23 protein-coding genes are annotated in these 21,917 nt (G+C 57.5%); 16 read left to right on the top strand and 7 right to left on the bottom strand.

Annotated features, from left to right (window positions below):
• Positions 1 to 443: 443 nt before the first annotated feature.
• Entirely contained in the window at positions 444 to 896 is a 453-nt protein-coding gene (locus tag EDF81_RS07180) for a hypothetical protein (RefSeq protein WP_123347393.1), read from the top strand.
• Positions 897 to 1,095: 199 nt separating this feature from the next.
• On the top strand, positions 1,096 to 1,482 hold the full coding sequence (locus EDF81_RS07175; RefSeq protein ID WP_123347392.1) for a hypothetical protein: 387 nt from the start codon (positions 1,096 to 1,098) through the stop codon (positions 1,480 to 1,482).
• Between the two features lie 6 nt (positions 1,483 to 1,488).
• Here the strand turns inward: EDF81_RS07175 and EDF81_RS07170 are convergent, their stop codons facing one another.
• The 4 genes from EDF81_RS07170 to yfcG form a co-directional block, all read right to left on the bottom strand.
• Positions 1,489 to 2,004, bottom strand: coding sequence for a GNAT family N-acetyltransferase (locus EDF81_RS07170; protein WP_123347391.1), 516 nt, complete (start codon positions 2,002 to 2,004; stop codon positions 1,489 to 1,491).
• An 85-nt stretch (positions 2,005 to 2,089) separates the two neighbouring features.
• Entirely contained in the window at positions 2,090 to 2,986 is an 897-nt protein-coding gene (locus EDF81_RS07165) for a TIGR01777 family oxidoreductase (RefSeq protein WP_123347390.1), read from the bottom strand.
• Positions 2,987 to 3,005: 19 nt separating this feature from the next.
• Entirely contained in the window at positions 3,006 to 3,368 is a 363-nt protein-coding gene (gene folX / locus EDF81_RS07160; RefSeq protein ID WP_123347389.1) for a dihydroneopterin triphosphate 2'-epimerase, read from the bottom strand.
• A 104-nt stretch (positions 3,369 to 3,472) separates the two neighbouring features.
• Positions 3,473 to 4,102 carry a GSH-dependent disulfide bond oxidoreductase gene (gene yfcG, locus EDF81_RS07155; RefSeq protein ID WP_123347388.1) on the bottom strand — a complete coding sequence of 210 codons (630 nt, stop codon included), beginning with the start codon at positions 4,100 to 4,102 and terminating at the stop codon, positions 3,473 to 3,475.
• Between the two features lie 139 nt (positions 4,103 to 4,241).
• Here yfcG and yfcF point away from each other — a divergent pair, with 139 nt between their 5' ends.
• From yfcF to yfcD, 3 genes are read left to right on the top strand one after another with little or no spacing between them, the layout of a single operon-like run.
• Positions 4,242 to 4,886, top strand: coding sequence for a glutathione transferase (gene yfcF, locus EDF81_RS07150; RefSeq protein WP_123347387.1), 645 nt, complete (start codon positions 4,242 to 4,244; stop codon positions 4,884 to 4,886).
• Positions 4,887 to 4,937: 51 nt separating this feature from the next.
• Entirely contained in the window at positions 4,938 to 5,489 is a 552-nt protein-coding gene (yfcE, locus tag EDF81_RS07145; protein ID WP_123347386.1) for a phosphodiesterase, read from the top strand.
• A 54-nt stretch (positions 5,490 to 5,543) separates the two neighbouring features.
• A complete protein-coding gene (gene yfcD, locus EDF81_RS07140; RefSeq protein ID WP_123347385.1) occupies positions 5,544 to 6,101 on the top strand; it encodes an NUDIX hydrolase YfcD in 558 nt (185 codons plus the stop codon).
• Positions 6,102 to 6,110: 9 nt separating this feature from the next.
• Here yfcD and EDF81_RS07135 read toward each other — a convergent pair whose 3' ends face one another.
• On the bottom strand, positions 6,111 to 7,130 hold the full coding sequence (locus EDF81_RS07135) for a LacI family DNA-binding transcriptional regulator (RefSeq protein ID WP_123347384.1): 1,020 nt from the start codon (positions 7,128 to 7,130) through the stop codon (positions 6,111 to 6,113).
• Positions 7,131 to 7,378: 248 nt separating this feature from the next.
• On the opposite strand from EDF81_RS07135, the gene EDF81_RS07130 reads away from it, so the two are divergent.
• The 7 genes from EDF81_RS07130 (at position 7,379) to EDF81_RS07100 (ending at position 14,344) form a co-directional block, all read left to right on the top strand.
• Positions 7,379 to 7,822: a PTS sugar transporter subunit IIA gene (locus tag EDF81_RS07130; protein ID WP_123347383.1), complete on the top strand. Its 444-nt coding sequence runs from the start codon at positions 7,379 to 7,381 to the stop codon at positions 7,820 to 7,822.
• 82 nt (positions 7,823 to 7,904) lie between these two features.
• Positions 7,905 to 8,177, top strand: coding sequence for a PTS sugar transporter subunit IIB (locus EDF81_RS07125; RefSeq protein ID WP_123347382.1), 273 nt, complete (start codon positions 7,905 to 7,907; stop codon positions 8,175 to 8,177).
• A gap of 23 nt (positions 8,178 to 8,200) precedes the next feature.
• Entirely contained in the window at positions 8,201 to 9,592 is a 1,392-nt protein-coding gene (locus tag EDF81_RS07120; RefSeq protein WP_123347381.1) for a PTS ascorbate transporter subunit IIC, read from the top strand.
• Complete coding sequence (locus EDF81_RS07115; protein WP_123347380.1) at positions 9,589 to 10,422, top strand: transketolase; 834 nt, start codon at positions 9,589 to 9,591, stop codon at positions 10,420 to 10,422. Before EDF81_RS07120 ends, EDF81_RS07115 begins: the two co-directional genes overlap by 4 nt.
• A complete protein-coding gene (locus tag EDF81_RS07110; RefSeq protein ID WP_123347379.1) occupies positions 10,415 to 11,368 on the top strand; it encodes a transketolase family protein in 954 nt (317 codons plus the stop codon). Before EDF81_RS07115 ends, EDF81_RS07110 begins: the two co-directional genes overlap by 8 nt.
• A gap of 121 nt (positions 11,369 to 11,489) precedes the next feature.
• Positions 11,490 to 12,548, top strand: coding sequence for an AAA family ATPase (locus EDF81_RS07105; RefSeq protein ID WP_123347378.1), 1,059 nt, complete (start codon positions 11,490 to 11,492; stop codon positions 12,546 to 12,548).
• Positions 12,545 to 14,344 carry a DUF2201 family putative metallopeptidase gene (locus EDF81_RS07100; protein ID WP_123347377.1) on the top strand — a complete coding sequence of 600 codons (1,800 nt, stop codon included), beginning with the start codon at positions 12,545 to 12,547 and terminating at the stop codon, positions 14,342 to 14,344. The genes EDF81_RS07105 and EDF81_RS07100 overlap by 4 nt, the downstream gene beginning before the upstream one ends.
• A 51-nt stretch (positions 14,345 to 14,395) precedes the next feature.
• Here the strand turns inward: EDF81_RS07100 and pta are convergent, their stop codons facing one another.
• Positions 14,396 to 16,540 (bottom strand): phosphate acetyltransferase, encoded by a 2,145-nt coding sequence (gene pta, locus EDF81_RS07095; protein ID WP_123347376.1) that lies wholly within the window; start codon positions 16,538 to 16,540, stop codon positions 14,396 to 14,398.
• A 78-nt stretch (positions 16,541 to 16,618) separates the two neighbouring features.
• Positions 16,619 to 17,821 carry an acetate kinase gene (ackA, locus tag EDF81_RS07090; RefSeq protein WP_123347375.1) on the bottom strand — a complete coding sequence of 401 codons (1,203 nt, stop codon included), beginning with the start codon at positions 17,819 to 17,821 and terminating at the stop codon, positions 16,619 to 16,621.
• 338 nt (positions 17,822 to 18,159) lie between these two features.
• Between ackA and yfbV the strand changes: the two genes are divergently transcribed.
• From yfbV to EDF81_RS07065, 4 genes are all read left to right on the top strand, one after another.
• Entirely contained in the window at positions 18,160 to 18,615 is a 456-nt protein-coding gene (yfbV, locus tag EDF81_RS07080; protein ID WP_123347374.1) for a terminus macrodomain insulation protein YfbV, read from the top strand.
• A gap of 88 nt (positions 18,616 to 18,703) precedes the next feature.
• Positions 18,704 to 19,198, top strand: a complete 495-nt coding sequence (locus tag EDF81_RS07075) for a YfbU family protein (protein ID WP_123347373.1) — start codon at positions 18,704 to 18,706, stop codon at positions 19,196 to 19,198.
• Positions 19,170 to 19,874 (top strand): sugar phosphatase, encoded by a 705-nt coding sequence (locus EDF81_RS07070; protein ID WP_123347372.1) that lies wholly within the window; start codon positions 19,170 to 19,172, stop codon positions 19,872 to 19,874. Before EDF81_RS07075 ends, EDF81_RS07070 begins: the two co-directional genes overlap by 29 nt.
• Positions 19,875 to 19,952: 78 nt before the next feature.
• Positions 19,953 to 21,785, top strand: a complete 1,833-nt coding sequence (locus tag EDF81_RS07065; RefSeq protein ID WP_123347371.1) for an SLC13 family permease — start codon at positions 19,953 to 19,955, stop codon at positions 21,783 to 21,785.
• The last annotated feature ends 132 nt before the right edge of the window (positions 21,786 to 21,917 follow it).

Here is a 21,917-nt window from a genome sequence, read left to right as displayed (position 1 = left end):
AGTGTGTTCGTTAAGACCTTACCGACCGTAAGAGCAATTATGAACTTCCACTTTTCGCTCATAGCAGACTTTGATACCCCGCTTCCCACCGTAAAAAACATGAAACAAACCCCAGCCATATCAGTTTTTTGCGAGGCGACTCGGGGAAGTGATAAAGTGCATGGCAGCACGGCGAAAAAGCCTTGTTGTCTGTAAGGATGAACAGTATGGTCTTCCCGCACCTGCAAAATCAGGTGCCGGGATTAGCCTCCAGTCAACGTTACAGGCGACATAGCAAATATATGTCGTGCGTCCGGTTATACCTCAATGGCAGACCGGACGAGGGCGTCGAAAGACGCGCCGGTTTCCTGTAACACCGGTAAGGCTAACCTCGTTCGGTTCTGCCACCCGCGAGATTAGCCTCTCCAGTGGCAGAGTTATAACCTGTTACGGGAGATAACCTGATGTCCAGAACTCAAACATCCTCTTTATTCACGCTTCCCTTTACCCACGCCACCGAATTCACCGAGCTGGCCGATCACTGCGAAAGCTTTGCGCATGGCATGGCCAACTGCGATGACCCACAGCAGAAAATGGCCCTGTGTGGCCGGCTCTCTGCCTGCCTCGCGCTGCTCCAGCCGACGCTGAACGATCCCATTCCCGACTATTTAAAAGCGAGCCTGACCGTGGAAGATATTCCCGCTCGACTTCCTGCCTTTGAGCCGGATGCTATATCCCTGGCGGGCTATTGCCAGGTGCTGACCGGGCTGGTGATGGGCGGTGCACTTGCGGCGGAGACAGAAACGATTATTGCAGAGCTGCTCTGCGAGCTGGTTGATTACCTTGCCGATACCGTAAAAGCACCGCGCTGGCTCAAAACCGGGGAAGGGACGATTACCCTTGAGAGTCTGCACTAAGAGCGGCCATGCCTGGACTTAACGCGACTGACCATGTCAGGGAGCAGGGAACGCAGGCCGAAGAGTAAAGCGTCTCGCGCCATGGATGGCGCGAGCCGAGCTGTCAGGGATGACGCTTTTTGCGACTTTACGATCGGACTGCGTTCCCTGCGTTGGGCACAATGCCAACGCAGGGATTCAGCGCACACAGGTATTCACTATGGGAGATTCTAATATGACCGTTTTGCCAATGTCTTATAGCCCGTCAGCCATTGATCGCTGCTTTGTGATTGTTGATGAATTCGACGTGGCAGGCATTCGCGCGGCTGTTATCTATGATGCAGCAACGCCACGTGCGGCGATTATCGATCTGGATATTACGGCCGATATTCGCGGAGCGGCGCGCCACCGTGTGCTTGCCATGCTGAACCTTGCGAAAAAAAAGCCTCCAGGCAATAACGCAATCGCCGTTAAACGTTTCTGGCAGGATCAAAACTGCGTTGCAAAGGCCGGAGACACTTGTCTTTGGACTGCTGGTCTGGAAACGCACATGTATGAAACACTTGCCATCAAGTGTGGCGTAACCGTGGTCAGCGATAACGAGTAACCTCCGCTACACGTCAATCCAGTTATGCCGTTCCAGCCGAAACACCCAGTCGTCATGATACTCACCGCGCAGCAGATACGCCTTCTCCAGCACCTGCGTTTTACGAAAGCCACGCTTTTCCAGCACCCGGACCGAGCCGTGATTCTCCGCCAGCACCCAGGCGTTTAACGCCAGAATACCCCGCTGATTAAATGCCACCTCGCACAGCGCCCGCAATGCCTGAGAGGCGACGCCCTGACCCTGCGCGGCGGGCGCTACCGAATATCCCACGTCGGCTTCCTCCGCGTTCTCGGTGCTAATCTGCAGCCCGATATCGCCCACGGGCCGCTGGCGCGCATCACGAATAATAAAAGCGTTAGCGTCCGCCAGCCGGTCATCAAACAAAATGCGGATTTGTTCTTCGGAGGCAATTTCCGCCATAAACTGCATAATCGCCGGATCGCGACGCAGTTCTAAAAAGAACGACCAGTCCGAAGGCTGAAAAGGGGTAAGGGTAAAGCGGGGGGCTGTATCTGTGGGCATCGGGACTCCTTTCGGTATAAGCCCTCAAGCCTGACACCGAAAGGAAAAGAAATAAACCGCTTCGTACCCTGCCAGAAAAGGTGGGCTACTTGCCCAGCACATCCTCCAGGGCCTCTTCTAAATCATACCAGCGAAAGCCAAACCCGGCGGCTTCCAGCCGTTTCGGCAGGGCGCGCTGGCCGCCAAGCACCAGCACCGAGGACTCGCCCATCAGCAAACGAACGGCGGTCGCAGGCGCGCGCAGAACGGCCGGGCGATGCAGAGTATGGCCCAGCGCGTGGCTGAACTGCTCGTTACGCACCGGGTAAGGCGACACCATATTAAACGGCCCGCGCAGGTCGTTATCCAGCAGCCACAAAATCGCGTTCACCATATCGTCAACGTGGATCCACGCCAGATACTGACGCCCGTCGCCGACGGGGCCGCCAAGACCGAGCCGGAAAATCGGCGCCATTTTACCGAGGATCCCGCCCTTCGGGGCCAGCACCACGCCGGTCCGCATCAGGCAAACGCGGGTCCGATCCGACTGGGCTTCGCAGGCGATCTGCTCCCACTGAGCGCACAGCTTGTGGGTAAACTCGTTATGCGGCGGCTCCTCTTCGGTCACCACCACCTCGCCCGTATCGCCGTAATAACCCGTTGCCGAACCGGAAATCAGCACCGACGGCGGCGTCTGGCTGGCGGCAAACAACGCCACCAGTTTGCGGGTGATACCCCACCGGCTGTTGCAAAGCCGCTGCTTCTGCTGCTCCGTCCAGCGCTTATCGGCGATAGGCTCCCCGGCCAGGTTAATCACCGCATCAATACCGTCGAGGTTCTGCTGCCCGTCCAGACCGTTCCAGATCTCAATTCGGGAGTCCAGACGATCGCGCGCTTTCTGCGGATGACGCGTGACCACAACAACCGAATGCCGCAGCTCCAGCAGGCGCGGAATAAGATGCTGGCCAATCAGGCCGGTACCGCCGGTAATCAGGACTCTCATGCAACCTCCCGGGTTGCGCTCAGCGCCGCCAGCTCATGATCATCGACACCGAGTCGGCATAGCGCAGCGCGTGAAGTTTATCGATCTCCACTTCAGCATAAGTGACCCAGTGATGTTCGCGTGCGATATTGAGCACATCCTGCGTTAATTTTTCCAGCAGTGAAAAACGATTTTCTTCAATATGATGGATGATGTTCTTGGTGATGGTGCGGTAATTCAGCGCGTCGTTAATGTCTGCGCTGCTGCGGGCTTTGTCCGCCGGATAGTGAATAGCAACGTTAATCACCACATCCTGACGGTTGGCGATCTCTTCCTCTTTGATACCGATAAAGGTGCGAAGGCGCAGGTTTTTAATGCGGATAATGGCATCGGGCTGGGACATTGCGGGCTTCCTCGTTGTTATGTTTTTTTTATCATACACGAGGCGGTAAGGAGATGCGCCCAAAGGGCGCATCCTGTTAACGATGGCTTACAGGGCGCATCGCGTTAATTTTGCTCGGCTTTTCGCATCGCCCGCTCCGTCGCCGGACGCGTACGAATCCGCTCAAACCAGTTCTGCACCGCCGGGTAACTCGCCAGGTCGATCCGCTGGCGCTCGTACGCATTAACCCAGGGCCAGGTGGCAATATCGGCGATACTGTAGTGCTCGCCGCCCAGCCACGGCGATTTCTCCAGCCGCTTATTCAGCACGTTATACAAACGCTGAGTCTCCACCTGATAGCGTTCGATCGCGTAGGGCACGCTCTGCGGCGCAAAGTGGTTAAAATGATGGTTCTGGCCGAGCATCGGGCCGAAGCCGCCCATCTGCCAGAACAGCCACTGCAACGTAATATGCCGCTCGCGCAGTTCGCCGCTCAGCAGCAGGCCGCTTTTCTCCGCCAGATAAAGCAGGATCTCGCCCGATTCAAACAGGCTCAGCGGTGGACCACCATCGTCAGGGTTCAGATCGACAATCGCCGGGATCTTATTGTTCGGTGAGATCGCCAGAAAGGTCGGGCGAAACTGATCGCCTTTGCTGATATCGACGCGGATCAGCCGATACTCGATCCCGGCTTCTTCGAGAAACAGCGTAATTTTGTGACCGTTTGGCGTAGGGGCATAGTAGAGATCAATCATCCTGACTCCCGGTATTGTTGTTTTGCTTGTCACCAGAAGCAGTATAGGCGTTTCCCGACGGACGCAAGTGGCGATCGCGTGACAGTGAATCACGGGCGTTATATGTTGGAGGACTAGCTAATCATTTGACGAGGATGTTATGAGCCAGCCGGAAATTACCCTGTGGTCCGATAGCAGTTACTTCTCCCCTTATGTGATGTCCGCGTACGTTGCCCTGCAGGAAAAAGCGCTGCCTTTCAGCCTGCAAACTGTCGATCTCGACGGTGGCGAGCATTTACAGCCGGGCTGGCGTGGCTATGCGCTGACCCGTCGCGTGCCGCTGCTCCAGCACGGTAACTTTGAACTCAGCGAATCCTCAGCCATTACCGAATACCTCGAAGACGTCTTTGCCCCGCCGCAGTGGGAGCGCATCTATCCGCATGATGCTCAGAAACGCGCCCGTGCGCGCCAGATCCAGGCCTGGATACGCAGCGACCTGATGCCGATCCGCGAGCAACGCTCCACGGATGTCGTCTTTGCCGGGGTGAAAAAGCCACCGCTGGACCAGGCCGGTATCGCCAGCGCGGAAAAGCTGTTTGCTATCGCCGGGAACCTGCTGGAAGAGGGCAAACAGAACCTGTTCGGCGAGTGGTGCATTGCCGATACGGACCTGGCCCTGATGCTTAACCGCCTGGTGCTGAACGGCGATGCCGTCCCGGATGCGCTGGCCGAATACGCCGCCTTCCAGTGGCAGCGCGCCTCGGTCCAGCGCTATGTCGCACTCTCGGCAAAGCGTAAGGGCTGATCGCACCGGCTGAATCCGCTATCATAAGCGCCTCACTTAAAGGAGTACGTGATGAAGCTGATGTTTGCATCGGATATCCACGGCTCGCTGCCTGCCACCGAGCGTGTTCTGACGCTGTTTGGCGAGAGCGGCGCGTCCTGGCTGGTGATTCTGGGCGATGTCCTTAACCACGGGCCGCGCAATGCGCTGCCGGAAGGCTATGCGCCTGCGCAGGTCGCTGAGCGCCTGAATACGGTGGCGGACAGGATTATCGCCGTACGCGGCAACTGCGACAGCGAAGTCGACCAGATGCTACTGCACTTCCCGATCACCGCGCCCTGGCAGCAGGTGCTGACCGAACGCCAGCGCCTGTTTCTGACCCACGGTCATCTGTTCGGCGCGGATAATCTGCCGCCGCTGTCCTCCGGCGACGTACTGGTTTATGGTCACACCCATCTCCCGGTCGCGGAACTGCGCGAAGGCATTTATCATTTTAATCCGGGATCGGTCAGTATCCCGAAAGGCGGGTTCCCGGCAAGCTACGGCATGCTGGAAGAGGATTTCCTGCGCGTTATTACACTGGACGATCGGCAGGTTATTGCACAGGTGTCGATAAATCCGTAAGTTAGCATCAATCAAAAATGCGCCGTAAGAGCGCGCTCAACAGAAGGTTTCCTGATGGTGGATCAGAGTGATTTGGCAGGCACAGAATGGGTCGATATCGTAAACGAAGACAATGAGGTCATTGGCCAGGCCAGCCGCGCCCAGATGCGCGCTCAGTGCCTGCGTCATCGTGCTACCTACATTGTTGTCAGTGATGGTATGGGCAAAATTCTGGTGCAGCGACGCACCGAGACCAAAGATTTTATGCCGGGCATGCTGGATGCCACCGCCGGTGGCGTGGTGCAGGCAGAAGAGCAGATGCTCGAGTCCGCGCGCCGTGAAGCAGAAGAAGAGCTGGGTATTGCCGGCGTTCCGTTTGCCGATCACGGCCAGTTCTATTTCGAAGACAGCAACTGCCGCGTCTGGGGCGGGCTGTTCAGCTGCGTGTCGCACGGTCCTTTCGCGTTGCAGGAAGAAGAGGTCAGCGAAGTCAGCTGGATGACGCCGGAAGAGGTCACCGCCCGCTGCGACGAATTTACCCCTGACTCCCTGAAAGCGCTGGCCCTGTGGATGAGCCGCAATGCCAGCCAGGAAACGGCTCAGGCGAAAACAAAGGCAGAAGAGGCGGAATAAGCCCCTCTGCTAGCAGCTGTCCCGTAAACAAAGCGTCGAAACAATCGGCGCTTTGTCGCTCCAGCTCCCTTCATTCAGACGTGCCAGCAGGGCGCGTCCCGCTTCTATCCCGATTTTCCGGTGCGGTACCGCCATGGTGGTCAACGGCGGTTGACACACGCGGCTGACGTCGCTGTCGCCAAAGCCGACAATGGCTAAGTCGTCCGGCACTTTGATACGTCGACGATGACACTCGTACAGCGCGCCGCAGGCCAGCTCATCCGACACGCAGACCAGCGCATCCAGCTCCGGCCACGCCAGTAAAAACTCAGGAAGCTGGGCGGTGCCGGTGGAGAAGGTGGGCGGTGCGGCGGCGTTAATCACCCGGTTCGGCGACAGATGATGGCGCAGCATCGCCTTGTACCAGCCCTGCAGATGCTGCTGGAAAATCCACTGCTCCTGCCTGGCGCACAGCAGACCGATATTCTGATAGCCACGCTTAATCAGCATTTCCGTCAGCTCAAACATGGCGGCGACGTTATCAATCCCGATATTCATATCCAGCGGATCGGCCTGCGCCGCGCCGATTTCCAGCACCGGAATATTGGCGTTTTTCAGCCAGTTTCGCACCGTATCGCTGTGCTCCACGCTCAGCAGAATGGCCGCCGCCAGATTAGAAGCCAGCAACGTTTCCAGTAGCTTCTCTTCCTGCTCCAGTCTGTGCTGGGACTCGGCCAGCATAATCTGATAGCCCGCAGGCTGCAGTACCTGCTGTAGCCCGGCAAACATCTCAGAGCAGCCGGACTCCATCAGGCTCGGTACCACCATCGCAATGGTGTGCGAGGAGCCGGAAGCCAGCGCGCTGGCGGCCAGATTGGGCATATAGCCCAGCTCGCTAACCGCCGCTTCGATTTTTTCGCGCAGCTTATCGGAAACCTGTTCGGGCGTGCGCAGCGCGCGCGAGACGGTCATGGTGCCGACGCCTGCCAGCTGCGCGACATCGGCGATAGTAACTTTTCCTGTGTTACGGCGTTTTCGGGTGACTGACATGCTGATTCCTGAGTGAACGCGATGATCCCGGGTGTTTATTTGATGGTTGATTGTTCAATGATAAGGGGAGTATACGCCTGAACTCCCTGGTTTTGATGTGAATTCCGCCGTTACATTGAAATTGATAGCGCTATCACAATTTCGAATCCTCCTCATTGATAGCGCTATCTTTGTGAGTGTTATCACGGATAACAATTTATTCACCGCATAAAGTTTGCTCAGTTTTTACCTGAATCGAGGGCAAGATCGTGCTTGAACGATGGATATATGATGCAACCATTCAGTGCAGGGAATCGGTGGAAAACTGGCAGCAGGCGCTGGACCTCTGCGCTGTACCGCTGCTGGAGGCCGGCGTGATTACCCCGGAATACGTGACGGCGATTGTGCGCCAGCACCAGCAGCTCGGCCCGTACTACGTCCTGGCCCCCGGCCTGGCGATGCCGCATGCGCGCCCGGAAGACGGGGCGAAAGGGATCGGGCTGTCGCTGCTAAAGCTGCGCGACGGCGTGGCGTTTGGCAGCGAGGAGGGCGATCCGGTCGACGTGATTATTATGCTGGCGGCGCCGGATAAGCATGGGCATATCGATACCATCGCCGCCCTGGCGAAATTATTTGTCAGCGAAAACGATATGGCGGAATTACACCAGGCCACCACCGTTCAGGAAATAAAAGAAATTATTCAGCGGTTCTGATTTTTACGCGTTGTTAATACATTCCGCGGCGATGACCGCTGCGTGATGCTGTCTTCTTCTACCTAAAATAAAGGTGACCACAATGAAAATTATGGCGATCTGCGGCTCAGGACTGGGCAGCAGTTTTATGGTCGAGATGAATATTAAAAAGGTTCTCAAAAAACTGAATATTGAGGCGGAAGTCGAACACTCCGATCTCTCATCGGCCACGCCGGGCGCGGCCGACCTCTTCGTGATGGCAAAGGATATTGCCGCCAGCGCCGGAGTGCCGGAATCGCAGCTGGTGGTGATTAATAACATTATTGATATTAACGAGCTGGAAGCGAAGCTGGTTGCTTTCTTTGCTAATCGTTAACCACGCAATTAAGCGAGGTGAATATGTTTATTCTCGAAACGCTGAATTTTATCGTCGATATATTAAAAGTGCCTTCGGTGCTGGTCGGGTTAATTGCACTTATTGGCCTGGTGGCGCAGAAGAAATCTTTTTCTGATGTCGTTAAGGGAACCGTTAAAACCATTCTGGGCTTTATTGTTCTCGGCGGCGGCGCGACCGTGCTGGTCGGTTCGCTTAATCCGCTGGGCGGCATGTTTGAACACGCTTTTAGTATCCAGGGCATTATTCCCAATAACGAGGCTATCGTTTCCATCGCGCTGGAAAAATACGGTGCGGCAACGGCGCTGATTATGGCCTTCGGGATGGTGGCGAACATCGTTGTGGCCCGCTTTACGCGCCTGAAGTACATCTTCCTTACCGGGCATCACACCTTCTATATGGCCTGTATGATTGGCGTGATCCTGACGGTAGCGGGCTTTGAGGGCATAGGCCTGGTCTTTACCGGCTCGCTGATCCTCGGCCTGGTGATGGCCTTCTTCCCGGCGCTGGCCCAGCGCTATATGAAGCGCATTACCGGCAATGACGATATCGCCTTTGGCCACTTCGGCACCCTCGGCTACGTGCTCGCCGGCTGGATTGGCAGCGTCTGCGGGAAAGGGTCGCGCTCAACGGAAGAGATGAACCTGCCGAAGAACTTAAGCTTCCTGCGCGACAGCTCCATCTCTATCTCCCTGACCATGATGATTATCTATCTGATCATGGCGGTGAGCGCGGGCAGTGAGTATGTGGAAAGCACCTTTAGCGGCGGGCAGAACTACCTGGTCTACGCCATTATCATGGCCATTACCTTCGCCGCAGGCGTGTTTATTATCCTGCAGGGCGTGCGTCTGATTCTGGCGGAAATCGTCCCGGCCTTTACCGGCTTCTCGGAAAAACTGGTCCCCAATGCGCGCCCGGCGCTCGACTGCCCGGTGGTCTATCCCTATGCCCCTAACGCGGTGCTGATTGGCTTCCTGTTCAGCTTCCTCGGCGGCCTGGTCGGTCTGTTCCTGCTGGGCCAGATGAGCCTGGTGCTGATCCTCCCGGGCGTGGTTCCGCACTTCTTTACCGGCGCAACCGCCGGTGTCTTCGGCAACGCTACCGGCGGGCGTCGCGGCGCGATGCTGGGAGCTTTCGCCAACGGGCTGCTGATCACCTTCCTGCCGGTCCTGCTGCTGCCGGTGCTGGGTGCGATTGGCTTCGCCAACACCACCTTCTCCGATGCTGACTTCGGCATGATCGGTATCGTGCTGGGCAACCTGGCCCGCTATCTCTCGCCGATGGCGATTACCGGGCTGATGGTGGGGCTGTTCGCGCTGCTGGTGGCCTGGAATCTGATGGTAAAAACCAAAACCACCGGCGGTGACTCTCGGGAAAATAACGGGGCGAAATCATGACTACACTCGACGAACTCTCACGGCTGGCGCGGGATATTCGCGTCGCCACCCTGAAATCGCTCACAGGCCTGGGCTTCGGCCACTACGGCGGCAGTATGTCGGTGGTGGAAACCCTGGCGGTGCTGTACGGAGAGGTGATGCGGATCGACCCGGCAGATCCGGACTGGCCGCAGCGCGACAATTTTGTCCTGTCGAAGGGCCATGCGGGTCCGGCGCTGTACAGTATTCTCGCCCTGAAAGGCTATTTCCCGGTAGAGGAACTTGCCACCCTGAACCAGAACGGCACCCGCCTGCCAAGCCATCCGGACAGGCTGAAAACCCGCGGCGTCGATGCTACCACCGGCTCGCTGGGCCAGGGGATCTCCATCGCGGGTGGGATGGCGTTGTCCCATAAGCTGGCCGGGCGGCCGAACCGGGTCTTCTGCATCGTCGGCGACGGCGAGCTGAACGAGGGCCAGTGCTGGGAAGCCTTCCAGTTTATCGCCCACCACCGGCTGAATAACCTGACCCTCTACGTTGACTGGAACAAGCAGCAGCTCGACGGCGAGCTGGATGAGATCATCTGCGCCTTCGACCTGGAGGGGAAATTCCGCGCCTTCGGGTTCGATGTCGTCACGGTCAAGGGGGACGATATTGCCGCGCTGCTGGCGGCGTCTGCCCCGGTCACCGATGCCCAGGCCCGGCCTAAGCTGGTGATCCTCGACAGTATCAAAGGGCAGGGCGTGCCGTACCTGGAAAATTTAAGCAACTCACACCACCTGCGTCTGACCGATGAGATGACTCAGGCCCTTAATGAGACTATCCGCCAGCTGGAGGCCGCCTATGATTAACGTTGCACCTGCCGGAGATAAAGACGCCGTCGAAATGCGTAAGGTCTACGCCGGTTTTGTGGCGCAGCAGATTGACGCCGGAAGCGAGATTATCGCCCTCGAAGCGGATCTGATGAGCTCGATGGCAATGGACGGGGTCCAGCGCCAATACCCGGAATCGGTGATAAACTGCGGGATTATGGAAGCCAACGTGATTGGCACCGCCGCAGGGCTGTCGCTCACCGGCCGCAAGCCGTTTGTGCATACCTTTACCGCCTTTGCCAGCCGTCGCTGCTTTGACCAGCTGTTTATGTCCCTCGACTATCAGCGTAACAACGTCAAAATTATCGCCTCCGATGCGGGCGTCACGGCCTGCCATAACGGCGGCACCCATATGTCGTTTGAAGATATGGGCATCGTGCGCGGCCTGGCCCACTCGGTGGTGCTGGAAGTGACGGATGCGGTGATGTTTGAGGATATTCTGCGTCAGATGATGACCCTCGAAGGCTTCTACTGGATCCGCACCATCCGCAAACAGGCGGCGACCGTCTATCAGCCCGGCTCGACCTTTACCATTGGCAAAGGCAACGTCCTGCGCGAAGGGGAGGACATTACGCTGATCGCCAACGGTATTATGGTCGCAGAAGCGCTGGAGGCGGCGCGTCGCCTGGCGCGCGAAGGTATCAGCGCGGCGGTCATCGATATGTTTACCCTTAAGCCTATCGACCGGATGCTGGTAACCAACTACGCCGAGAAAACCGGGCGCATCGTCACCTGCGAGAATCACAGCATTCACAACGGCCTGGGCTCGGCGGTAGCGGAGGTGCTGGTGGAAACCTGCCCGGTGCCGATGCGCCGCGTCGGCGTGAAGGAGCGCTACGGCCAGGTCGGCACCCAGGACTTCCTCCAGCAGGAGTATGGCCTGACGGCGGACGAGATTGTGAAGGCGGCGCGGGAGCTGCTGTAAGGTTTTCATGCCGACAGGGAGGTCGGCCGCACTATAAGAAATCGCGGGTTTTACCAAAAATGATTTGTGGTAGTCTGCAACGTTGCGATTTATTTGAGCAATGCGAAAAAGGAATGCCTGCATGCTTTCAGCTATTCAGTTAACACCCGATCAAAGCTTCGAGTTTTTATTAAACGTTGCCACCACGCGACCGGTCTTTATGTGGGGCGCGCCGGGGATCGGCAAAAGCGCGCTAGTCCAGCGCTTCGCCGAAGAAGTGGGTATGGAGTGCGTGTCGCTGCTGGGAAGCCAGCTTGCGCCGGAAGATTTACTGGGGATCCCGCAGATTGACGGCGAGTGCTCCCGCTTTTTCCCTCCCGCCAGTATCGTACGCAAGCAGCCGTTCGTCCTGTTCCTCGATGAGCTTAATGCCTCCTCCCATGAGATCCAGAAAGCCTTCTACTCCCTGATCCTGGAAAAGCGTGTCGGCGAGTACCGCCTGCCGGAAGGGACGATAGTGATTGGTGCGGGTAACCGGGCGAAAGACGCGGCGATAGTGAAGCCGATGCCTTCCGCGCTGATTAACCGCATGGTGCATATCCATCTGCGGGCGGATCACCGCCAGTGGCTGCACTGGGCTATCAACCAGGCCGGGATCCATCCCTGGGTGGTGGAGTATATCCAGATGCGCCCTGACCAGCTGTGGAATGAGCCGCCCAAGCATGAAGAGCCTTTCTCCACGCCGCGCAGCTGGCACATGCTGTCAGATGCGCTGCTCTCATTTGGCGAGAATATCCCCGATGAGATGCTGGAAGCGTTGATTTATGGCCTGCTCTCTCCTGCCCACGCGGGCAGCTTTAAAGGCTTTGTTAAGCAGATCCGCCAGAAGCATACCGTGACCGCCATTCTTAAAGGCGATGCGGCGTGGCCAGACGATCCCGCCGACCGCGACGTGCTTTACTTCCTGGCCCAGTCATTCCGTACCTGGATTTATAAAGAGCTGCCTGCCGATGAGCAATCACTGCGTGCGGAGCACAAGCGTATGGCGCTGCAGGCAAAAGACTGCCTGAAAACCCTGGCGCGTATCAGCGTTGAAATTGCCCAGTCGGTAATGAGCGAGGACGATCACGGCCGTAAGCTGCCCGCGTGGTTCCTGCTTGAGGTGGCGCGTGACCTGCCGCGCCTGGCCAACCGCGCATGAGGAAACCCGGTCGTAATCCGGCGCTGGAAGCCTGCCAGGCAGGGATCGCCATTATCCGTCAGCACCCGCTGTTTGCCCCGATGTGGTCCCACGTTTACGAGCGAATCGACCACAATCACGATCGCCTTTCGTCGAAAAGCTGGCTCTCCATCGGCAACGACGGCTACCTGTGGCTAAACGCAAAGCGTCATGCCACCCCGGAGCAGTGGGCGAGGATGATTGCCCAGGCGCTGTCGGCGCTGGGATTCGGGTTGATCGATGCGCAGGCGCCGACGGTACGGCAGCTGTCGGTCCTGCTGGCGATGGTGCGTTTTTGTGAGGAGCTGAAAATCGGCCCTCTGCCCGATGAGCTACAGTCCTTTCCCTTCCTCGAAGGTCCGGGCGATCCCGAGGCGATATTCCGCCAGCTCAGCGCGGAAGGGGTATCTGAGCTGCTCTGGCAGTGGCATTCCCGCTACTGCGGTGGGGCGGAAAGCGGCTTTCATGTTAACCAGGTTGAGAGGTATCGCCAGCACACGACCGACTGGAAAACCCTGCTGGCCGATGGTCTGAGCAACAGCGTCAGCCTCGCGCTTGAGAAGGTGGGCGGTTACGAATCCGCCACCCCGGAAGGCTTTAAGCTGACGCTGGCACAAAAAGCCCGTCGGCAAATTATGACCAGCTACCCGCTGCTGGGCGCGCTGGCGGCCAGTTTTGATATCGAAGAGAACGCCCAGCTCTGTAGCCAGTACGATATCGCCGTGGCCGCGATTGACGTCGGGATCGGTAAAATCTGGATCAACCCGCAGGCCGGGCTGAAAATGCCGGAGATGATCTTTGTTTTCGCCCATGAGCTGCTACACGCCGGGTTGAATCACGCGTCCCGTCGTCGGGGCCGGGATGCCGAACTGTGGAACGTAGCCTGCGATTTTATTATTAACGACTGGCTGGTGGAGATGCAGATTGGGACACCGCCCTCCATTGGCATGCTGTACGATGCCAAATTCTCCGGGATGTCGGCGGAGGAGATCTACGATAGCCTGGCGCAGAATATGCGGCAGGCGCGCAAGCTGATTACCCTGCGCGGCCGGGCGGGCGGGGATATTATCGGCACCGACAGCGACGCGGGCTTTACCGATGCCGAGGCGTACTGTCGGCGGGCGCTGTATCAGGGAATGGACCGATGCCTGTACGGCACCGGGCGTGGCACGCTTCCGGCGGGGCTGATTGAGGAGATCCGCAGCCTGGCGCAGCCACCGGTTCCCTGGGACGTGCGTCTGGCCGAATGGTTCGATGAGCACTTCCCGCTGCCAGAAATGCGCCGCTCCTGGGCCCGGCCTTCTCGTCGGCAGAGCGCAACGCCCGATATTCCGCGTCCGGCAACGATAAAACCGCCCGAAGAGGAGCGCAGCTCCCGGGTATTCGGCGTCATTCTGGATACGTCCGGTTCAATGGATCCGCACCTGCTCGGGAAAGCACTGGGCGCTATTGCCAGCTATTCCCTTGCCAGAGAGGTGTTTGCCGTGCGCTTTATCTGCTGCGATGCGAAAGCCTACGATCGCGGCTGGGTGATGCCGGAGCAGTTGCTGGATAATTTCACGCTGCAGGGACGCGGCGGCACGATTTTGCAGCCGGGCGTCGAGCTGCTGAATCAGCTGGCGCTGAAGGGGGATTTCCCGCGTAACGGGCCGGTCTTAATCATCACCGACGGCTACTGCGAAGATAAAGTGCTGGTGTCGATGGAACACGCATGGCTTCTGCCTCAGGGGCGTAGTCTGCCTTTTGTACCTCGTGGTGCGGTCTTCACGCTGAGCTAACCCCATAAAAAAAGCCCCTGTGAAGGGGCTTCATTCTACAGCCGACAGCAATTACTGCTGTTGCTGAGACGACTGAATCGCGGTCAGTGCGATGGTGTAGACGATATCGTCAACCAGCGCGCCACGGGACAGGTCGTTAACCGGCTTGCGCATACCCTGCAGCATCGGCCCGATGGAGATCAGGTCGGCAGAACGCTGTACCGCTTTGTAGGTGGTGTTACCGGTGTTCAGATCCGGGAAGATGAACACGGTAGCGCGACCTGCAACCGGCGAGTTCGGTGCTTTGGATTTTGCTACGTCAGCCATAACGGCCGCATCGTACTGCAGCGGGCCGTCGATCATCAGGTCAGGACGTTTTTCCTGCGCCAGACGGGTTGCTTCGCGAACTTTCTCTACGTCGCTACCTGCACCGGAGTTACCGGTAGAGTAGGAGAGCATAGCCACGCGCGGTTCGATACCGAAGGCGATAGCGGAATCGGCGGACTGGATTGCGATCTCAGCCAGCTGTTCTGCGGTCGGGTCCGGGTTAATCGCACAGTCACCGTAAACGTAAACCTGTTCTGGCAGCAGCATGAAGAACACGGAAGACACCAGCGAGCTGCCCGGTGCGGTTTTGATCAGCTGCAGCGGCGGACGGATGGTGTTGGCAGTGGTGTGAACCGCGCCGGAAACCAGGCCGTCAACTTCGTCCTGCTCAAGCATCAGCGTGCCCAGCACAACGTTGTCTTCCAGCTGCTCGCGGGCAACGGCTTCGGTCATGCCTTTGCTCTTACGCAGCTCAACCAGACGAGCGATATAGCTCTCGCGAACCACTTCCGGGTCGACGATTTCGATACCGGCGCCCAGTTCAACGCCCTGAGCCGCAGCAACGCGGTTGATCTCATCCGGGTTACCCAGCAGCACACAGGTCGCGATACCGCGAGCGGCACAGATAGCGGCGGCTTTAACGGTACGCGGCTCGTCGCCTTCCGGCAGCACAACGCGTTTGCCCGCTTTGCGCGCCAGCTCGGTGAGCTGGTAGCGGAAGGCTGGCGGAGAGAGACGACGGCTACGCTCGGAGGTCGCGGTCAGAGACTCGATCCAGTCGGCGTTGATGTAGCTGGCGACGTATTCCTGAACTTTCTCGATACGCTCGTGATCGTCAACCGGGACTTCCAGGTTGAAGCTCTGCAGGCTCAGAGAGGTCTGCCAGGTGTTGGTGTCAACCATAAACAGCGGCAGGCCGGTGGCGAAAGCACGTTCGCAGAGTTTGGCAATGCGCTCGTCCATTTCGTAACCGCCGGTCAGCAGGATCGCACCGATTTCCACGCCGTTCATGGCGGCCAGGCAAGCGGCAACCAGCACGTCAGGACGGTCGGCAGAGGTCACCAGCAGTGAGCCCGGACGGAAGTGTTCCAGCATGTGCGGGATGCTGCGCGCACAGAAGGTCACGGATTTCACGCGGCGGGTATTGATATCGCCTTCGTTAATCACGGTCGCGTTCAGATGGCGAGCCATATCAATCGCACGGGTGGCGATCAGGTCAAAGCTCCACGGCACTGCGCCCAGCACCGGCAGCGGGCTGGAGGCCTGCAGCTGTGCTGCATCAACATGAACAACTTTCGCTTTAGACGAGTCGTCGAAGATCTCGGACAGGTCAGGGCGAGTACGGCCCTGCTCGTCAACCGGAGCGTTCAGTTTGTTCACGATAACGCCGGTGATGCTGGCATTTTTCGCGCCGCCGAAGCTGCTGCGGGTCAGCTCAATACGCTCTTTCAGCTGTTCCTGGGTATCGGTACCCTGGGACATCACGAACACGATTTCTGCGTTCAGCGTTTTGGCAATCTCATAGTTCAGCGACTGGGCAAACTGGTGTTTACGGGTCGGGACCAGGCCTTCAACCAGCACCACTTCAGCGTCTTTGCTGCTTTCGTGGTAACGGGCGATGATCTCTTCCATCAGCACGTCTTTCTGGTTGCTGGAGAGCAGAGACTCAACGTGGCTCATGTTCAGCGGTTCAGCCGCTGGCAGCGTGGTGTTTGCACGCACGATCGCGGTGGTCTGGTCTGGTGTATCGCCACCGGTACGCGGCTGGGCGATAGGTTTAAAGACGCTCAGACGAACGCCTTTGCGCTCCATAGCACGGATCACGCCGAGGCTGACGCTGGTCAGGCCGACGCTGGTTCCGGTAGGGATCAGCATAATAATACGGGACACGGTTTATCCTCTTTTGGCTACCGCCAGATTCAGGCGGGTTACAAAACAGCACCGCCAGCATTGGCTGGCGGTGTGAAATCAGGCGGTCAGACGGCTGGCGTCTTGTGCGATGACCAGTTCTTCGTTGGTCGGGATAACCACTGCCGGGGTGGTGCCTTCTTTGTTGATGAAGCCAGACTTGCCGAAACGGGCAGCCAGGTTACGCTCGTGATCAACGTCGAAGCCCAGAACGCCCAGTTTACCCAGGGAGAGTTCACGCACCATTGCAGCGTTCTCACCGATACCACCGGTGAAGACGATACCGTCCAGACGGCCTTCCATCAGCGCAGTGTAGGAACCGATGTATTTGGCCAGGCGGTGGCAGTAAACGTCCATTGCACGTTTAGCGTCCGCTTTTTCCTGGTAGTTGTCTTCAACATAACGGCAGTCGCTGGTGACTTCGGTCAGACCCTGCAGGCCGGACTCTTTGGTCAGCATGGTGTTGATATCAGCAACGCTCATGCCCAGGGTGTCGTGCAGGAAGAAGATGATCGCCGGGTCGATGTCACCGGTACGGGTGCCCATTACCAGACCTTCCAGCGGGGTCAGACCCATAGAAGTATCAACACACTCACCGTTACGGATAGCGGATACGGAACCGCCGTTGCCCAGGTGGCAGGTAATGATGTTCAGCTCGGAAACCGGCTTGTTCAGCATTTTTGCGGCTTCCTGAGTCACATAGTAGTGACTGGTGCCGTGGAAGCCGTAGCGGCGCACGCCGTGCTCTTTGTACAGTTTGTACGGCAGGGCGTACAGGTAGGACTCTTCCGGCATGGTCTGATGGAACGCGGTGTCGAATACGGCCACGTTTTTGTCTTTCAGCTGCGGGAAGGATTTCAGCGCTTCAGCGATACCGATCAGGTGAGCCGGGTTGTGCAGCGGTGCGAAAGAGGCTGCATCTTTGATGCCCTGAATAACGGTTTCATCGATAATAACGGACTTAGTATACTTCTCGCCGCCGTGCACGATACGGTGACCGATTGCGGTCAGCTGTGCAGACAGTTCTGGTTTTTGTGCCAGAATAGTGTTAACGATGAAGTTCAGCGCTTCACTGTGAGCGGCGCCGGCGCCTAATTCCGCTTCTTGTTTACCGCCGTCCATTTTCCACTTGATGCGTGCTTCAGGAAGATTGAAACATTCGGCTAAACCAGAGATGTATTCATCACCGTTCACGGCATCGATGATGGCGAATTTCAGTGATGAGCTACCGCAGTTCAGAACCAGTACTAGCTTACTCGACATGGAAGTACCTATTTATGATACGTGGCTAAAAAAAAGTCAGTGAGTCTTTCAGCGTAGCGCATGAAGACGCTGACATTTATGATTAACATCATGGCCAGTTATGTTTTTTGCCACAATGAAAGAAAAGTGATGGTGTTTTACCCCTTTTGCGCAAGTTCCACCCAGTGGCATACTATGCAAAAGTTTGACGGGAACACGATCTTATACTCAGCCTTTTTCAGGCCCGCACAGGATACCTGATTGTAGGTAGCGATGACAAAATGTTTTGAACGTTGACGGTCAGAGTTGTTGTTTTGCACAATTTTTTTAATTTTTATATGTGAAGTTGAGGTAGCGCCATGTCGACGCCTGAGAATCGCCCGGTTACGTTTTTTAGCCTGTTTCGCCGGGGACAGCATTACGCCAAAAGCTGGCCGATGGAAAAAAGCCTTGCGCCGGTTTTTGTCGAAAACCGCGTTATTCGCGCCACCCGCTATGCTATCCGTTTTATGCCGCCCGTCGCGGTCTTTACCCTGTGCTGGCAAATCGCCCTCGGTGGACAGCTTGGGCCTGCGGTTGCTACGGCGCTGTTCGCGCTGAGCCTGCCGCTGCAGGGACTGTGGTGGCTGGGCAAGCGCTCGGTGACGCCGTTGCCGCCGACCATATTGAGCTGGTTTTATGACGTCCGGGATAAGTTACAGGAGGCCGGACAGGCACTGGCACCCGTTGAAGGCAAACCTGACTACCAGGCGCTGGCTGACACGCTTAAGCGCGCCTTTAAACAGCTGGATAAAACTTTCCTTGATGATTTGTAATAGATCAGGGAATCCGAAGATAAAACAGGGCATAACATAGGTATGCCCTTTTTGTTTTTTAGCGCCTCGTGCGATACAGGAGTCACAAATGGAAATGACCAACGCCCAACGTCTGATTTTATCCAATCAGTATAAAATGATGACCATGCTCGATCCTTCCAGCGCCGAGCGCTATCGTCGTTTACAGACAATCATTGAGCGTGGCTATGGTTTGCAGATGCGCGAACTGGATCGCGAGTTTGGTGAACTGAAAGAAGAAACCTGCCGCACCATTATCGACATTATGGAGATGTATCACGCTCTGCACGTCTCCTGGACCAACCTGAAAGATGCCCAGTCCATTGACGAACGTCGTGTCACCTTCCTCGGCTTTGATGCCGCAACCGAAGCCCGCTATCTCGGCTACGTGCGCTTTATGGTCAATGTTGAAGGGCGCTATACTCACTTTGATGCCGGCACCCATGGTTTTAACGCACAAACCCCGATGTGGGAAAAATACCAGCGCATGCTGAGCGCCTGGCATGCCTGCCCGCGCCAGTATCACCTCAGCAGCAATGAGATTAATCAGGTCATCAACGCGTAAGGAGCGGCTTGTGCAGTGTAAAGGTTTCCTGTTCGATCTCGACGGTACTCTGGTGGATTCGCTTCCGGCTGTTGAACGCGCCTGGAGCAACTGGGCCGATCGCTTTGGTATCGCCCGCCAGGAGGTACTCGATTTTATCCACGGTAAGCAGGCGATTACCTCTTTGCGTCACTTTATGCCCGGCCGCTCTGAAGAGGAGATCGCCGCTGAGTTTACGCGCCTTGAGAAAATCGAAGCTGAAGATACCGATGGCGTGGTGGCGCTGCCCGGTGCGGTTGAGCTGCTGAATCAGCTTAACAAGGAAGGGATCCCCTGGGCGATTGTGACCTCCGGCTCTGTGCCGATTGCCCACGCTCGTCATCAGGCGGCGGGTTTGCCGCTGCCCGAGGTCTTTGTGACAGCGGAGCAGGTGAAGCGCGGCAAGCCGGAACCTGACGCTTACCTGTTAGGTGCCGAACTGCTGGGGCTGGCACCGGAGGCGTGCGCGGTAGTTGAGGATGCGACGGCTGGCGTACTCGCTGGTCTGGCGGCGAAGTGCCATATGATTGCGGTCAATGCACCCGATGAAGCCTCGCGGCTGGCGGGCGTGGATTTCGCGCTGCGTTCTCTGACGCAGCTGACGATCCACAAGCGGCCGGACGGCAGCGGCGACGTGGTCGTTGAGGCAACGGTCTGATCTCATGATTTAGCCCCGCATTAGCGGGGCTTTTTTATGCAACAATGTTTCAGTTTTCATTTCTGGCAAGGACGTGACGTGACCAATGAACTGATTTGGGTGTTGTCTCTGTTGGCCATCGCCGTGGTGCTCTTCGCCACGGGTAAGGTGCGCATGGATGCGGTGGCGCTGCTGGTTATTATCGCTTTTGTGCTGAGCGGCACGCTGACGCTGCCGGAGGCGCTCTCCGGATTCAGCGATCCCAACGTCATATTGATCGCCGCACTCTTTGTGATTGGCGACGGGCTGGTACGCACCGGCGTGGCGACCACGATGGGCGCGTGGCTGGTAAATGTCGCCGATAACAGCGAAGTTAAAATGCTGGTGTATCTGATGCTCACCGTTGCCGGGCTGGGGGCGTTTATGAGCTCTACCGGGGTGGTGGCCATCTTTATTCCTGTGGTGCTCAGCGTATGCGCCCGGATGAAAACGGCCCCTTCGCGGCTGATGATGCCGTTGAGCTTTGCGGGGTTGATCAGCGGCATGATGACGCTGGTGGCGACGCCGCCGAATCTGGTTATCAACAGCGAGCTGCTGCGCGAAGGGCTGGACGGTTTTGGCTTCTTCAGCGTGACCCCGATTGGTCTGGTGGTATTGGTACTGGGTATCTTTTATATGCTGCTGATGCGCTCGGTACTGAAAAGTGACACCGCCGACAGTGCCAGCGTGGGCTGGAAGCGCAGCAGCTTTCGCGATCTGATCAAAGCGTATCATCTGACCGGGCGCGCCAGACGACTGGCGATCCGCCCCGGCTCGCCGCTGATCGGCCAGCGCCTGGACGCTCTTAAACTGCGTGAAAACTACGGCGCTAACATTATTGGCGTTGAGCGCTGGCGTCGCTTTCGGCGCGTTATCGTTAACGTTAACGGGGTCTCGGAGTTTCGCGCCCGCGACGTGCTGCTGATCGATATGTCATCGGCGGAAGTGGATCTGCGCCAGTTCTGCGGGGAGCAGATGCTGGAGCCGATGGTGCTGCGCGGGGAGTATTTCTCCGACCAGGCGCTGGATGTCGGCATGGCGGAGGTGACGCTGATCCCGGACTCGGAGCTGATCGGGAAAAGCGTGCGTGAAATTGGCTTCCGCCGTCGCTTTGGCCTCAATGTTGTCGGCCTGAAGCGGGGAGGAGAGGCGCTGGATGGCTCTATCGTCGATGAGCCGCTGCGCCTGGGGGACGTGTTCCTGGTTATCGGAAACTGGAAGCTTATCAGCCAGCTGACGCAGGCCGAGCGCGATTTTGTGGTGCTCAATATGCCAATAGAAGAAAGCGATGCGCCACCGGCCCACAGTCAGGCACCCCACGCGATTTTCTGTCTGGTGCTGATGGTGGCGCTGATGCTGACCGACGATATCCCGAACCCTATCGCCGCGATTATTGCCTGCCTGCTCATGGGTAAGTTCCGCTGTATCGACGCGGAAAGCGCCTGGCGCTCTATTCACTGGCCGAGCATTATTCTGATTGTCGGGATGATGCCGTTTGCGCTGGCGCTGCAAAAAACCGGCGGTGTGGATCTGGCGGTGCAGGGGCTGATGGAGGTCGGCGGTGGGAAAGGGCCCTACATTATGCTGATCTGCCTGTTTGTAATGTGCGCAACCATCGGCCTGTTTATCTCCAACACCGCAACGGCGGTCCTGATGGCACCCATTGCGCTGGCGGCAGCGAAATCGATGGGCGTCTCGCCTTATCCGTTTGCCATGATGGTGGCGATGGCGGCCTCGGCGGCGTTTATGACGCCGGTCTCTTCACCGGTCAATACGCTGGTGCTGGGGCCGGGCAACTACACCTTCAGCGACTTTGTGAAGATTGGCGTGCCCTTTACGCTGCTGGTGATGGTGGTGTGCGTGATGCTGATCCCTGTACTTTTCCCGTTCTGATATACCCGGCATACTTCAAGCTGCAGGAGCGTTGGCTTTCCTCGCGAACCCCAGTCACTTACTGGTGTAAGCTCCTGGGGATTCGCTGCGTCGCCGCCTTCCTGCAACTCGAATTATTTGGGTATATCTATC

Source organism: Enterobacter sp. BIGb0383 (assembly GCF_003751845.1).
GTDB lineage: Bacteria > Pseudomonadota > Gammaproteobacteria > Enterobacterales > Enterobacteriaceae > BIGb0383.
The sequence above is the reverse complement of the archived record's forward strand: the minus strand, read 5'-3'. Positions and strand labels throughout refer to the sequence as shown.